Below are 15,228 nucleotides of genomic sequence, written 5' to 3'. Positions count from 1 at the left end.
GGCAATAGAACAATTTTAGCTTCACCCATAGGCACCCGGCCGCCTTCATGCTTAACTCAGTGTCCTTTTCAAACCCCGCATAAGGAATTCGTCCATGGCTCAAGTGACTCTCAAAGGCAACCCGGTTCAGGTCAAGGGCAACCTGCCGCAGGCCGGTGCTCAGGCCCCAGCCTTCTCGCTGGTGGGTGAAGGCCTGGCCGACAAGTCGCTGCAGGACTACGCCGGCAAGCGCAAGGTGCTGAACATCTTCCCGAGCGTCGACACCCCAACCTGCGCCACCTCGGTGCGCAAGTTCAATGCCCAGGCCAACGATGTGGCCAACACCGTGGTGCTGTGCATTTCCGCCGACCTGCCGTTCGCCCAGGCGCGCTTCTGCGGTGCCGAAGGCCTGGAGAACGTGAAGAACCTGTCGACCCTGCGTGGCGCCGAGTTCCTCGAGAACTACGGTGTTGCCATCGCCGACGGCCCGCTGGCTGGCCTGGCTGCCCGTGCAGTGGTGGTGCTGGACGAAAATGACAAGGTGCTGCACAGCGAGCTGGTCGGTGAGATCGCTGAAGAGCCGAACTACGAGGCAGCGCTGGCTGTTCTGAAGTAACGGCTGGTCGGGCAGGTGAGTTCACCTGTGCCGACCCTTTCGTGGGGCAAGCCCGCTCCCACAGGTTCACTACCCGCCTGAAGCATTGTGGCGAAACCTGTGGGGGCAGGCCCCGCGAAAGGGTCGGCACTGCTCAAGGAACTCTTCTGCCCTCAACCGCTCCAAGCAACACCCTGTAACGGCCCGGAACGATTTCCGGGCCGTTTTCGTTTAAAGTTCAGCATTTTGGCAACGTCAGCCAAAGGTAAACCTCTGGTAAAGGGCCTTTGCTAAAACGATGCCAGTGCTTATCGTTCAACCCTTCCCACGTCGTTATTCCGAACAAGGTTCGTTCAACCCATGCAAGCGTCCAATTCCCGTTCCCCTCGTCGCTGGCTCGTCGGCCTGCTGATCCTGCTGCTGGTGGCCTTGCTGGCCTGGTGGCTGTGGCCCGCATCGCCTGCTCACAAAGAGGCCAGCAACGGGCGCATGGGCAAGGGCGGGCGCCCAGGGTTCGGCGCCTCCAGCGACCCGGTGCCGGTGCGTGTCGAGCCGGTACGGGTTGGCGATTTTCCGCTGTATTACAAAGCCCTGGGCACGGTCACCGCAACCAACACCGTCAATGTGCGCAGCCGGGTGGCCGGTGAGCTGGTCAAGATCCACTTCAAGGAAGGCCAGCAGGTCAAGGCCGGCGACCTGCTCGCCGAGATCGACCCGCGCAGCTACCGCATTGCCCTGCAGCAAGCCGAAGGGACCCTGGCGCAGAACCAGGCACAGCTGAAGAACGCCCAGGTAGACGTGGCGCGCTATAGAGGCCTGTACGCCGAAGACAGCATCGCCAAACAGACCCTCGACACCGCCGAAGCCCAGGTCGCGCAGTTCCAGGGCTTGGTCAAGACCAACCAGGCGCAGGTCAACGATGCGCGCCTGAACCTCGATTTCACCCAGATCCGTGCGCCGATCAATGGCCGGCTAGGCCTGCGTCAGCTCGACCTGGGCAACCTGGTGGCCGCCAACGACACCACCGCGCTGGTGGTCATCACCCAGACTGAGCCGATCAACGTGGCATTCACCCTGCCGGAAACCGAACTGAGCACGGTGCTGGAACGTTACCGCAGCGGCGCCAGCCTGCCGGTCGAGGCCTGGGATCGCAGCGACAGCAAGCTGCAGTCCAGCGGGGTACTGGGCAGTATCGACAACCAGATCGACACCACCACCGGCACCCTCAAGTTCAAGGGCCGTTTCGAGAACAAGGACCTGGCCCTGTTCCCCAACCAGTTCGTCAATGTGCGCCTGCTGGCCGATACCCTCAAACAGGTGGTAATGGCCCCCGCAGCGGCCATCCAGTTTGGCAACGACGGCACGTTTGCCTATGTGATCAACGCCCAGAACACCGTCAATGTGCGCAAGCTCAAGGTTGGCGCCAGCGATGGCGAGAACAGCGTGATCCTCGAAGGCCTGGCCGCCGGCGAACGCCTGGTGCTGGAAGGCACCGACCGTCTGCGCGAAGGTACCAAGGTGGACGTGGTCGAAGACAGCTCGCAGGTGCCAACCACCCCGGGCCAGCACCTGCAGGGCCAGGACGCCAAGGGCTCCGCCCAAGCCGGTGAAGCAGGCAAGGCGGGCGCATGAACCTCTCGCGCCTGTTTATCCTGCGCCCGGTCGCTACCACGCTGAGCATGCTGGCCATCGTACTGGCCGGCCTGATTGCCTATAAGCTGCTGCCGGTGTCGGCCCTGCCTCAGGTCGATTACCCGACCATCCGGGTCATGACCTTGTACCCCGGTGCCAGCCCGCAAGTCATGACCAGTGCGGTCACCGCCCCGCTGGAACGCCAGTTCGGGCAGATGCCGGGGCTGACCCAGATGGCCTCGACCAGCTCCGGCGGTGCGTCGGTGCTGACCTTGCGCTTCAGCCTCGACATGAACATGGATGTTGCCGAGCAACAGGTGCAGGCAGCGATCAACGCGGCCAGCAACCTGCTGCCCAGCGACTTGCCGGCGCCACCGGTCTATAACAAGGTCAACCCGGCCGACACGCCGGTGCTGACCCTGGCCATCTCCTCCAAGACCATGCCGCTGCCCAAGCTCAACGACCTGGTCGACACCCGTGTGGCACAAAAACTCGCCCAGATCAGTGGCGTGGGCATGGTCAGTATCGCCGGCGGCCAGCGCCAGGCGGTACGCATCAAGGTCAACGTCGATGCCTTGGCGGCCAATGGCCTCAACCTCGATGACGTGCGCACGCTGATTGGTGCGTCCAACGTCAACCAGCCCAAGGGCAACTTCGATGGCCCGACCCGGGTGTCGATGCTCGATGCCAATGACCAACTGCGTTCCCCCGCGGAATACGCCAACCTGATCCTCGCTTACAACAACGGTGCACCGCTGCGCCTGAAAGATGTGGCCGAGATCGTCGATGGCGCCGAAAACGAGCGCCTTGCCGCCTGGGCCAACGAAAACCAGGCCGTGTTGCTGAATATTCAGCGCCAGCCCGGTGCCAACGTCATCGAAGTGGTCGATCGGATCAAGGAGCTGCTGCCCTCGATCACCGACAACCTGCCGGCCGGCCTTGACGTGTCGGTGCTGACCGACCGTACCCAGACCATCCGCGCCGCCGTCAAGGACGTGCAGCACGAACTGCTGATCGCCATCGTTCTGGTGGTCATGGTCACCTTCGTGTTCCTGCGCCGCTTCAGCGCCACGCTCATCCCGTCGATTGCCGTACCGCTGTCGTTGATCGGTACCTTTGGCGTGATGTACCTGGCCGGTTTCTCGGTCAACAACCTGACCCTGATGGCCTTGACCATTGCCACCGGTTTTGTGGTGGACGACGCCATCGTCATGCTGGAGAACATCTCGCGGCACATCGAAGAAGGCGAAACGCCCATGCAGGCCGCGCTCAAGGGCGCCCGGCAGATCGGCTTCACCCTCATTTCGCTGACCTTCTCGCTGATCGCGGTACTGATCCCGCTGCTGTTCATGGCTGATGTGGTCGGCCGCCTGTTCCGGGAGTTCGCCATCACGCTGGCGGTGGCGATCCTGATTTCCCTGGTCGTGTCGCTGACCCTCACCCCCATGATGTGCGCACGACTGCTCAAGCGTGAGCCAAAGGAAGAAGAGCAGAGCCGTTTCTACCGCGCCAGTGGTGCCTGGATCGACTGGCTCATCGCGCACTACGGCCGTGGCCTGCAGTGGGTGCTCAAGCACCAGCCGCTGACCCTGCTGGTGGCGGTAGCAAGCCTCGCGCTGACCGTGGTCCTGTACATGGCCGTGCCCAAGGGCTTCTTCCCGGTGCAGGACACCGGCGTCATCCAGGGTATTTCCGAGGCTCCCCAGTCCACCTCGTTCGCCGCCATGAGCGAACGCCAGCAGTCCCTGAGTAAAGTGATTCTGCAAGACCCGGCGGTGCAGAGCCTGTCGTCCTACATCGGCGTGGATGGCGACAACGCCACGCTCAACAGCGGGCGCTTGCTGATCAACCTCAAGCCGCACGGCGAGCGGGATGTGACGGCCGGCGAGGTCATCAGCCGCCTGCAGCCGCAGCTCGACAAGCTGGTGGGCATCCGCCTGTTCATGCAGCCGGTCCAGGACCTGAGTATCGAGGACCGGGTCAGCCGCACCCAGTACCAGTTCAGCCTGTCGTCGCCTGACGCCGACCTGCTGGCGCAGTGGAGCGGCAAGCTGGTGCAGGCGCTGCAGCAGCGCGCGGAGCTTGCCGATGTGGCCAGCGACCTGCAGGACAAGGGCCTGCAGGTGTACCTGGTGATTGACCGCGACATGGCCAGCCGCCTGGGCATCACGGTTTCGCAGATCACCAACGCCTTGTACGACGCCTTCGGCCAGCGGCAGATCTCGACCATTTACACCCAGGCCAGCCAGTACCGCGTGGTCCTGCAGTCGCAAGCCGCCTCCAGCATCGGCCCGCAGGCCTTGGAGTCGATCCACGTCAAGGCCACCGATGGCGGCCAGGTGCGGCTGTCGGCGCTGGCGCGTATCGAGCAGCGCCAGACGCAGTTGGCGATCTCGCACATCGGCCAGTTCCCGGCGGTGATGATGTCGTTCAACCTGGCCCATGGCGCATCGCTGGGCGAGGCGGTCCAGGTGATCGAGCAGGTGCAGCAGGAAATCGGCATGCCGATTGGCGTGCAAACCCGCTTCCAGGGCGCGGCAGAAGCCTTCCAGGCCTCGCTGTCGAGCACCTTGCTGCTGATTCTCGCCGCCGTGGTGACCATGTACATCGTGCTCGGCGTGCTCTACGAGAGCTACATCCACCCGGTGACCATTCTCTCGACCCTGCCCTCGGCGGCGGTCGGTGCGTTGCTGGCGTTGCTTATCAGTGGCAACGACCTGGGGATGATCGCCATCATCGGCATCATTCTGCTGATCGGCATCGTCAAGAAGAACGCGATCATGATGATCGACTTCGCCTTGGAGGCCGAGCGCAATCAGGGCATGAGCCCGCAGGACGCCATCTACCAGGCCGCATTGCTGCGTTTCCGGCCGATTTTGATGACGACGTTGGCCGCGCTGTTCGGCGCCGTGCCATTGATGCTCGCTACCGGTTCCGGCGCCGAGCTGCGCCAGCCGCTGGGCCTGGTGATGGTGGGCGGGCTGCTGGTCAGCCAGGTGCTGACGCTGTTCACCACGCCGGTCATCTACTTGTACTTCGACCGCCTGGCGCGCCGCTGGCGCCCGGCCACTGACGCCAAGCAGGCCGAGGCATGAACCTGTCCGGACCGTTTATTCGTCGCCCGGTGGCGACGATGCTGCTGAGCCTGGCGATCATGCTGCTTGGCGGGGTCAGCTTCGGCCTGTTGCCGGTTGCGCCGCTGCCGCAGATGGACTTCCCGGTCATCGTCGTACAGGCCAACCTGTCTGGCGCCAGCCCTGAGGTGATGGCGGCCACGGTGGCCACGCCTTTGGAACGCAAGCTGGGCAGCATCGCGGGGGTCACCACGCTGACCAGCAGCTCCAACCAGGGCTCTACGCGGGTGATCATCGGCTTTGAGATGGGGCGTGACATCGACGGTGCGGCGCGTGAGGTGCAGGCGGCGATCAACGCCACCCGTAACCTGCTGCCCAGCGGCATGCGCAGCATGCCGACGTACAAGAAGATCAACCCGTCGCAGGCACCGATCATGGTGCTGTCGCTGACCTCGGATGTGCTGCAGAAGGGCCAGCTGTACGATTTGGCCGACACCATCCTGTCCCAGAGCCTGGCTCAGGTGTCCGGGGTAGGGGAGGTGCAGATCGGCGGCAGTTCGCTGCCGGCGGTACGTATCTCGGTGGAGCCGCAGTTGCTCAACCAGTACGGCCTGTCCTTGGACGAGGTGCGTACCGCCGTGTCCAACGCCAACCAGCGCCGGCCCATGGGGTTTGTCGAGGATGCCGAGCGTAACTGGGAGGTACGAGCCAACGACCAGCTGGAATCGGCAAAAGACTACGAGCCGGTGGTGATCCGCCAGCAGAACGGCACCATCCTGCGCCTGTCTGACGTCGCGACCATCACCGACAGCGTCGAGAACCGCTACAACAGTGGCTTCTTCAACGACCAGAGCGCGGTGTTGCTGGTGGTCAACCGCCAGACCGGCGCCAACATCATCGAGACGGTCGACCAGATCAAGTCGCAGTTGCCGGCGTTGCAGTCGTTGTTGCCAGCCAGCGTGCAATTGAACGTGGCCATGGACCGCTCGCTGGTGATCAAGGCCACCCTCAAGGAGGCCGAGCACACGCTGCTGATCGCGGTAGGGCTGGTGATTCTGGTGGTCTACCTGTTCCTCGGTAGCCTGCGTGCCTCGTTGATCCCGAGCCTGGCAGTGCCGGTATCGCTGGTGGGCACGTTCGCGGTCATGTATTTGTGCGGTTTCTCCCTTAACAACCTGTCGCTGATGGCGCTGATCCTGGCCACGGGCCTGGTGGTGGACGACGCCATCGTGGTGCTGGAGAACATCTCCCGGCACATCGAGGACGGCCAGCCGCCGATGCGTGCGGCGTTCCTTGGTGCCAAGGAGGTGGGCTTCACGCTGTTGTCGATGAACGTTTCGTTGGTGGCGGTGTTCGTCTCCATCCTGTTCATGGGGGGCATCGTACGTAGCCTGTTCCAGGAGTTTTCCATCACCCTGGCGGCTGCAATCATCGTCTCGCTGGTGGTCTCGCTGACCCTCACGCCGATGCTCTGTGCCCGTTGGCTGAAACCGCACCAGGCCGAACAGAACCGCCTGCAGCGCTGGAGCGACAAGGTTCATCAGCGCATGGTCAACGGCTATGACCGTAGCCTCGGCTGGGTGCTACGCCACAAACGCCTGACCTTGCTGAGCCTGCTGGCTACCATCGGTATCAACATCGCGTTGTATGTGGTGGTGCCCAAGACGCTGATGCCGCAGCAGGACACCGGCCAGTTGCTGGGCTTTATCCGTGGCGATGATGGCCTGTCGTTCAGCGTGATGCAGCCGAAGATGGAAACCTATCGCCGCGCCTTGCTGGCCGACCCTGCGGTACAGAGTGTTGCTGGCTTCATCGGTGGCAACAGTGGCACCAACAATGCGATGGTGATTGTGCGCCTGAAGCCGATCAGCGAGCGCAAGATGGATGCCCAGAAGGTGATCGAGCGCATGCGCAAAGAGATGCCCAAGGTGCCCGGCGGGCGGCTGTTCCTGATGGCCGACCAAGACCTGCAACTGGGGGGCGGCGGGCGTGATCAGACGTCGTCGCAGTACCTCTATACCTTGCAGAGCGGCGACCTGGCGGCCCTTCGCGAGTGGTTCCCGAAAGTGGTCGCGGCGGTGCGCGCATTGCCCGAACTGACCGCCATCGACGCCCGTGACGGCGCTGGGACCCCGCAGGTGACCCTGGTGGTCGACCGTGATCAGGCCAAGCGCCTGGGCATCGACATGGACATGGTCACCACGGTGCTCAACAACGCCTACAGCCAGCGGCAGATATCGACCATCTACGACAGCCTCAACCAATACCAGGTGGTGCTGGAGATCAACCCGAAATACGCCTGGGACCCCAGTACCCTGGAACAGGTGCAGGTGATCACCGCGGATGGCGCCCGGGTGCCGTTGTCGACCATCGCCCATTACGAGAACAGCCTGGCCAATGACCGGGTCAGCCACGAGGGCCAGTTCGCCTCCGAAGACATTGCTTTCGACGTTGCCGAAGGCTACAGCCCCGACCAGGCCATGGCCGCGGTGGAGCGGGCGGTGGCCAAGCTTGGCCTGCCCGAGGAAGTCATCGCCCGGCTCGGCGGCACCGCCGACGCCTTCGCCAAGACCCAGGAAGGCCAGCCCTTGATGATTCTCGGCGCACTGGTGCTGGTGTACCTGGTGTTGGGCATTCTTTATGAAAGCTACATTCACCCGCTGACCATTCTTTCGACACTGCCCTCGGCTGGCGTCGGTGCCTTGCTGGCGCTTTACGTCACCGGTGGCGAGTTCAGCCTGATCTCGCTGCTAGGCCTGTTCCTGCTGATTGGCGTGGTGAAGAAGAACGCGATCCTGATGATCGACCTGGCGCTGCAGCTGGAGCGCCACCAGGGCCTTTCGCCGGAGGAGTCGATCCGCCGCGCCTGCCTGCTGCGCCTGCGGCCGATCCTGATGACCACCCTGGCGGCCATCCTCGGCGCCTTGCCGCTGCTGGTGAGCCGCGCCGAGGGCGCGGAAATGCGCCAGCCCTTGGGCTTGACCATCATTGGCGGCCTGGTCTTCAGCCAGATCCTCACCCTTTATACGACGCCGGTGGTCTACCTGTACCTCGACCGCTTGCGTCACCGTTTCAACCGTTGGCGCGGCGTGCGCACCGACGCCGCTCTGGAAACCCCGCTATGAACTTTGCCCAGACACCCCTTCACCGTGCCCTGCAGTCATTGACCCTGGGGCGTGGCTCGCGTCTGCTCGGCGCCAGTCTGTGCGTGGCGCTGCTCAGCGCCTGTAGCCTGAGCCCGGACTACCATCGCCCCGAGCTGAGCACCCCGGCGCAGTACAAGCAGGCCGAGGGCTGGACCCAGGCCAAACCGTCGGACGCCATCGCCCGAGGCGCCTGGTGGGAAGTCTATGGCGATGCCGGGCTCAATGCGCTGGTCGAAGAGCTTAACCGCAGCAACCAGACTGTTGCGCAGTCTGAAGCCCAGTACCGCCAGGCCCAGGCGCTGGTGCGCAGCAGCCGCGCCGCGCTGTTTCCAAGCCTGGACCTGAGCGCCAGCAAGAACCGCTCGGCGCAGGGCACCGGCAGCTCAAGCTCCAGCCTGTCGAACAACAGCAGCGGCATTCGCAACACCTACAACACCCAGCTCGGCGTCAGTTGGGAGATCGACCTGTGGGGCAAGTTGCGTGAAACCATGAACGCCAACGAAGCCAGTGCACAAGCCAGTTTTGCCGACCTTGCCTCGATCCGCCTGAGCCAGCAGTCGGAGCTGGTGCAGAACTACCTGCAACTGCGTGTGATCGATGAGCAGAAGCGCCTGCTGGAGGCGACCGTGGCCACCTACGAACGCTCGCTGCGCATGACCGAAAACCAGTACCGGGCCGGTGTTTCCGGCCCGGATGCGGTGGCCCAGGCGCGGACCCAGCTTAAAAGCACCCAGGCGGACCTGATTGACCTGATCTGGCAGCGCGCGCAGTTCGAGAATGCCATTGCCGTGTTGCTCGGCAAGGCCCCGGCGGACTTTGCCCTTGCCGACAGCAAGACCATTCCAGCACTGCCGCAAATTCCACTGACGCTGCCCTCGCAACTGCTCGAACGCCGCCCGGACATCGCTTCGGCCGAGCGCAACGTGATGGCTGCCAACGCCAATATCGGCGTATCGCGCGCGGCCTACTTCCCCGACCTGAGCCTGAGCCTGAGTGGGGGCTATTCCAGCAGCAGCTTCAGCAACTGGATCGAACTGCCGAACCGTTACTGGTCGGTAGGGCCTTCGCTGGCCATGACCTTGTTCGATGCGGGCAAGCGCAGCGCCGAGGTGGACCGTACCGTGGCCGTCTATGACCAGACCGTGGCGCAGTACCGCCAGACGGTGCTCGATGGCTTCAAGGAGGTGGAAAACTTCCTGGTGCAGTTGAAGGTTTATGGCGATGAAGCGGTGGTGCGCCAGGAGGCGCTGGACGCGGCGCGTGAGTCGCTGCGCCTGACAGAAAACCAATACCGCGCGGGGTTGATCGGTTACCTGGATGTGGTGAACGTGCAGACCACCGCGCTGAGTAACGAGCGCAGCGTGCTGAACCTGTTGCAGGGGCGTTTGGTGGCCAGTGTGCAACTGATCGCTGCGCTGGGCGGTGGTTGGGATGCCGAGCAGGCGTTTGCCGAACAGGAGTGATGGCCTAGGGGGCCGCTGTGCGGCCCATCGCAGGCAAGCCAGCTCCTACAGGTAGCGCGCTGACCTTCCGGTTTGCGCAATACCTGTGGGAGCGGGCTTGCCCCGCGAAAAGGCCCTCACAGTAAGCGCCGTTCTACCCATTCTTGGATCCATTCCCATTCGCAAAAACCCCGTGCGTTTCGCCAAAGCTTGAGTACAATCGTCAACTTTTTCCGGGCCCCCTGGCCCGTCGCTGGAACTCCCAATGCTGACCGGTAGCTACTCCTCTTCGCTGGTGTTGATTTCGCTGTGCGTGGCGATCCTGGCGTCCTATACCGCCCTGGACCTGACCGGCCGTATCGCTACGGCCAAGGGCAGGGCTGTGAACCTGTGGATGGGGGGCGGCGCGCTGGCCATGGGGATCGGCGTGTGGTCGATGCATTTCATCGGCATGCTCGCGTTCAGCCTGCCCATCGACCTGGGCTACGACCTTGGGCTGACCGCTTTTTCGCTGTTGATCGCCGTGCTGTCGTCAGGCTTTGCCTTGTGGCTGGTGAGCCAGCCGAGCCTGCCTTGGCTGCAACTGGGCTTTGGTGCATTGATCATGGGCGCGGGCATCAGTTGCATGCACTACACCGGCATGGCCGCGCTGCACATGCTGCCAGGCATCGACTATGACCCTACGCTGTTCGGCGCTTCGCTGATGATCGCCGTGGGCGCCTCGGCGGCGGCGCTGTGGATCGCGTTCCGCTTGCGCAAGCACACCCCTTATGTGCGGCAGATCCGCGGCCTGGCCGCAGTGGTGATGGGGGTTGCCATCGTCGGCATGCACTACACCGGCATGGCGGCTGCCAATTTCCCCGAGGGCAGCTTCTGCGGGGCGCTGGCCGGTGGGCTGCGAGGCGACGGGCTGGTCTACCTGGTGCTGATTACCACCTTGGCCGTACTGGCGGTGGCCCTGCTGACCTCGGTGCTGGACGCCCGCCTCGAAGCGCGCACGGCAGAGCTTGCCCGGTCGCTGACCCTGGCCAACCAGGAACTCACCCAACTGGCCCTGCACGACACACTCACTGACCTGCCCAACCGCACCCTGCTGGCCGACCGCATCGAGCAAGCCATCGCCAAGGTGGCGGAGCAGGGTGGTTGCTTTGCGCTGATGTTCATCGACCTGGATGGCTTCAAACCGGTCAACGATGCCTTTGGGCATCATGTTGGCGATTTGCTGCTTAAAGCGGTGGCGGCGCGCCTGCGCGGTCACTTGCACAGCCAGGACACGCTAGCGCGCATTGGTGGCGACGAGTTCGTATTGCTGGTGGAGCTGCAAGAGCCGAACGATGCCATGGACGTGGCGGTCAAACAGGTCAACCTGGTGTCGCGGCCGTTCCGCGTTGCCGAGCATGACCTGCAGCTTACGGCCAGCCTGGGCATCGTCTTGTACCCCGGCAACGGCCAGGATCAGCACGAGTTGCTGCGCAATGCCGACGCCGCGATGTACCACGCCAAGAGCGCCGGTAAAAACGGCTACAGCTTCTTCGACGTGTCGATGAACAGCAACGCCCGGCAGCAACTGCAGTTGCTGCAGGACCTGCGCCAGGCCCTGGAGCAGCGCCAGTTCCGCCTGCATTACCAACCCAAGTTCGATGCCCAGGCCTGCCAGCCGATTGGCGCCGAAGCGCTGCTGCGCTGGGAGCACCCGCAGCAAGGCCTGCTGCTGCCTGACCGATTCATTGGCCTGGCGGAAAAAACCGGCCTGATCATTCCCATCGGCGAATGGGTAATGGACGAAGCTTGCCGGCAGATGCGCCAGTGGCTGGACCAGGGGCACCAGGGTTGGCGCATGGCGGTCAACCTTTCGGCCATCCAGTTCTGCCATGCAGGTTTGGTCGAGAGCGTGGCCCGGGCCCTTCGCGAGAACGGCCTGCCGGCCAACTGCCTGACCCTGGAGATCACCGAAACCACCGCCATGCATGATGCCGATGCCAGCCTGACGGTGCTGCAACGCTTGTCCGACATGGGTGTGGACTTGTCCATCGATGATTTCGGCACTGGTTACTCCAGCCTCATGTACCTCAAGCGGCTGCCGGCCAACGAGCTGAAGATCGACCGGGGTTTTGTGCGTGATCTGGAGCAGGACAGCGACGATGCCGCGATTGTCTCGGCGATTGTTGCGCTGGGCCAGGCACTGGGGTTGCGAATCGTTGCCGAAGGCGTGGAGACGGACAAGCAGCAGGACTTCTTGACCCGCCTGGGGTGCGATTCGTTGCAAGGTTATCTGCTGGGGCAGCCGGTGCCGGCCGAGCAGTTCATGGGCAAGTTGCAGGCGTTGCGGCAGGCGCCGGACGTGGCTGTCTAGCCCGCGTCACGCAGAGCGAAGACGGGTACCAAGGCGTCCATCTCGGCCTCGACCGCTTCAATGATGCGCTCGACATCCGCCGCGGCCATGATGGCAGCGCAGGGGATACCGGCAATGGCCAGCAGGGTTTCCCCGGTGGCGCGGTCGAACAGCCGCGCGATCATGCTGCGCGGCGCATCCATGCTGGCCTCGAAGCCCAGCGGGTGGAAATGCCAGCGCATCACCTGGCAGGCGTTCGGGAACGTCATTTTGTTCATGCCAGCCTCCTTGTCCGTACCTGGACGCGGTGAGCGGGTGGCCGCCTGCACGGCCGCCGGGAATGTAACCATAGCACCTGCCACGCCACTGCCCAGGGTGGGAATACGACTGATTCGTGGGTGTTTGACTCAGGTCACACGGTGGTCATTACCGCGATCTGGGGGCGGCTCGCCAGGCAAACGTTTTCGTTGCGCGATGTCGGCGGCAAACCCGGAAATTCTGCTGGTTTCCACGACATTCGATGCAATGGGTTTTCGGACGAGCGGTGCGTATTACCCCAGCAGCCCTGCAGCGATGTTGATGGTGAACCCCAAGATTGCGGTGTTGAATACGAAACCTACCAACGAATGCGCCAGCACCACCCGGCGCAACCCGCGCCCTGCAACACCTACATCGGACGTCTGCACCGCCACGCTGAGGGTGAACGAGAAGTAGTGGAAGTCCCAGTAATCCGGGTTGCGCTCGCCATCGGCAAAGCGCAGTGGGGGTTCATGGTTCCGGCCGGTATAGAACAAGCGCGCGTAGTGCAGGCTGAAGATACAGCCGATCAACAGCCAGGAGCCGGCCACGGTCAACCCGGTGTACAGGTAGTGCAGGGCCAGGGCGCCGCCTTGCAGGCCACGGCTGGAGACCAGTTGCAGGGTGACTGCGGCCAGGCTGGCGATGGCCGCGATGCACACGGTAAGCAAGACCAGGCCGGCGTTCTCATCCTCGACCTGGGCAACCTTGCGGACTTTGTCCGGCTTGGCGTGCCAGGTCAGCCACAGGACCAGCAGCAGGTAGAGCCAGACGCCGAGGTTCCACCCGACCAGAATGTGCTGGACCGTGTCACCGGCAGGGATTAGCCAGGCGCCGATGATACCGACCAGGGTGGCGAACGTGAGGCGAGGGTGGGTGCGTGTCAGTCGGTGGAAAGCCATGGGTCCTCGCTAGCTGAAGGGGGTGCCCTTTACTCTAGACGGTCATGCACCACATACCCGCTCCCACAGAGTGCGCGGTGCGCTCATTGGCGATGCTCTCCTGTTCTTTGATGTCGCCCATCGCGCGGCATTGCAACTCTCAGTACACTGCGTGCTCCAACACCAACATCCGTTGAACTCGAGGTTTCTGCATGACGCTCAGTCCTTTGGCAGGCAAGCCGGCTCCGGCCAGCGTGCTGGTCGATATTCCCCGACTGCTCACCGCCTACTACACCGGCCGCCCCGATGCGGGCGTGGTGGCCCAGCGGGTGGCTTTCGGCACCTCGGGGCACCGAGGCACCTCGCTTGAGTTGAGTTTCAACGAGTACCACGTACTGGCCATTACCCAAGCCATCTGCCTGTACCGCCAGGAGAAGGGCATCGATGGCCCACTGTTCATCGGTGCTGACACCCATGCGCTATCGGCACCGGCCACGGCCAGCGCCCTGGAAGTGCTGGCGGCCAATGGCGTGCAGGTGATGCTGTCCAAAGACGATGAGTACACGCCGACCCCGGCGGTGTCCCACGCCATCCTCTGCTACAACCGTGGCCGTGAGCAGGGCCTGGCCGACGGTATCGTCATCACGCCGTCGCACAACCCGCCGCAAAGCGGTGGCTTCAAGTACAACCCGCCCAATGGCGGCCCGGCCGACAGCGACGTGACCAAGTGGGTCGAAGCCAAGGCCAACGAACTGCTGGCCGCGAACCTGGCCGGCGTCAAACGCATGGACCATGCCCAGGCCTTGCAGGCTGCCACCACCCACCGCCACGACTACGTGAGCCATTACGTGGCAGACCTCGGCAATGTCATCGACTTCGATGTGATTCGCAGCGCCAACCTGCGCCTGGGCGTCGACCCGCTGGGTGGTGCTGGGGTGCACTACTGGTCGGCGATTGCCGAGCATTACAAGATCAACCTGGAAGTGGTCAACACCGAGGTTGACCCGACCTTCCGCTTCATGACCGTCGACTGGGACGGCCAGATCCGCATGGACCCGTCCTCGCCCTATGCCATGCAGGGCCTCATTGGCCTGCGCGAGCGCTTTGACGTGGCATTTGCCTGCGACCCGGACCACGACCGCCACGGCATCGTCACCCCGGATGGCTTGCTGCAGCCGAACAACTACCTGGCCGTGGCCATCGACTACCTGTACCGCCATCGTCCGCAATGGCGCAGCGACGCGGCGGTGGGCAAGACCGTTGTTTCCAGCGGCTTGATCGACCGTGTCACCGAGCGCCTGGGCCGTGAACTGTTCGAGGTACCGGTGGGCTTCAAGTTCTTCGCCCAGGGCCTGTTCGACGGCTCGCTAGGCTTTGGTGGCGAGGAGAGCGCGGGGGCTTCGTTCCTGCGGCGCGACGGCTCGGTCTGGGCGACTGACAAAGACGGGCTGATCCCTGCCTTGCTGGCCGCCGAGATGACTGCGCGCACGGGCCGTAACCCGAGCCAGGCCTATGCTGACCTGACCGCAGTACTGGGCAAGCCGTTCGCCACCCGTGTCGAGGCCAAGGCCGATGCCCGGCAGAAGGCGTTGTTGAGCAAGCTGGCACCTGAGCAGGTCAAATCGACTGAGCTTGCCGGCGAGCCGATCGTGCAGATCCTCAGCCATGCACCAGGCAACGGCCAGGCGATTGGCGGGTTGAAAGTAATGACCGCCAACGGCTGGTTTGCCGCACGGCCGTCGGGCACCGAGGACATCTACAAGATCTACGCCGAAAGCTTCATCGACGAGGCGCACCTGCAGCGCCTGGTGCAGGAAGCACAGGTGTTGGTGGACTCGGCCATCGCCTGA

Annotated in this window: 9 protein-coding genes; 7 read left to right on the top strand and 2 right to left on the bottom strand. The window is 63.6% G+C overall.

Annotation, left to right across the window (positions count from 1 at the left end; translation table 11 throughout):
- Nucleotides 1-94 precede the first annotated feature (94 nt).
- From tpx to OGV19_RS12150, 6 genes are all read left to right on the top strand, one after another.
- Nucleotides 95-595, top strand: coding sequence for a thiol peroxidase (tpx, locus tag OGV19_RS12175; protein ID WP_264313601.1), 501 nt, complete (start codon nt 95-97; stop codon nt 593-595).
- Between the two features lie 339 nt (nt 596-934).
- Entirely contained in the window at nt 935-2,206 is a 1,272-nt protein-coding gene (locus tag OGV19_RS12170) for an MdtA/MuxA family multidrug efflux RND transporter periplasmic adaptor subunit (RefSeq protein ID WP_264313600.1), read from the top strand.
- Nucleotides 2,203-5,301, top strand: coding sequence for an MdtB/MuxB family multidrug efflux RND transporter permease subunit (locus OGV19_RS12165; protein WP_264313599.1), 3,099 nt, complete (start codon nt 2,203-2,205; stop codon nt 5,299-5,301). The genes OGV19_RS12170 and OGV19_RS12165 overlap by 4 nt, the downstream gene beginning before the upstream one ends.
- Nucleotides 5,298-8,405: an efflux RND transporter permease subunit gene (locus OGV19_RS12160; protein WP_264313598.1), complete on the top strand. Its 3,108-nt coding sequence runs from the start codon at nt 5,298-5,300 to the stop codon at nt 8,403-8,405. Before OGV19_RS12165 ends, OGV19_RS12160 begins: the two co-directional genes overlap by 4 nt.
- Complete coding sequence (locus tag OGV19_RS12155) at nt 8,402-9,889, top strand: efflux transporter outer membrane subunit (protein ID WP_264313597.1); 1,488 nt, start codon at nt 8,402-8,404, stop codon at nt 9,887-9,889. The genes OGV19_RS12160 and OGV19_RS12155 overlap by 4 nt, the downstream gene beginning before the upstream one ends.
- A 244-nt stretch (nt 9,890-10,133) precedes the next feature.
- Nucleotides 10,134-12,221 (top strand): putative bifunctional diguanylate cyclase/phosphodiesterase, encoded by a 2,088-nt coding sequence (locus OGV19_RS12150; RefSeq protein ID WP_264313596.1) that lies wholly within the window; start codon nt 10,134-10,136, stop codon nt 12,219-12,221.
- Here the strand turns inward: OGV19_RS12150 and OGV19_RS12145 are convergent.
- Both OGV19_RS12145 and OGV19_RS12140 read right to left on the bottom strand, forming a co-directional pair.
- A complete protein-coding gene (locus OGV19_RS12145; RefSeq protein ID WP_264313595.1) occupies nt 12,218-12,478 on the bottom strand; it encodes a DUF1652 domain-containing protein in 261 nt (86 codons plus the stop codon). The genes OGV19_RS12150 and OGV19_RS12145 overlap by 4 nt on opposite strands.
- 273 nt (nt 12,479-12,751) lie before the next feature.
- Entirely contained in the window at nt 12,752-13,399 is a 648-nt protein-coding gene (locus OGV19_RS12140) for a DUF1345 domain-containing protein (protein WP_264313594.1), read from the bottom strand.
- Nucleotides 13,400-13,590: 191 nt separating this feature from the next.
- On the opposite strand from OGV19_RS12140, the gene pgm reads away from it, so the two are divergent.
- Nucleotides 13,591-15,228 carry a phosphoglucomutase (alpha-D-glucose-1,6-bisphosphate-dependent) gene (pgm, locus tag OGV19_RS12135; protein WP_264313593.1) on the top strand — a complete coding sequence of 546 codons (1,638 nt, stop codon included), beginning with the start codon at nt 13,591-13,593 and terminating at the stop codon, nt 15,226-15,228.

The organism is Pseudomonas putida (assembly GCF_025905425.1).
Classification (GTDB): domain Bacteria; phylum Pseudomonadota; class Gammaproteobacteria; order Pseudomonadales; family Pseudomonadaceae; genus Aquipseudomonas; species Aquipseudomonas putida_AF.
The sequence above is the reverse complement of the archived record's forward strand: the minus strand, read 5'-3'. Positions and strand labels throughout refer to the sequence as shown.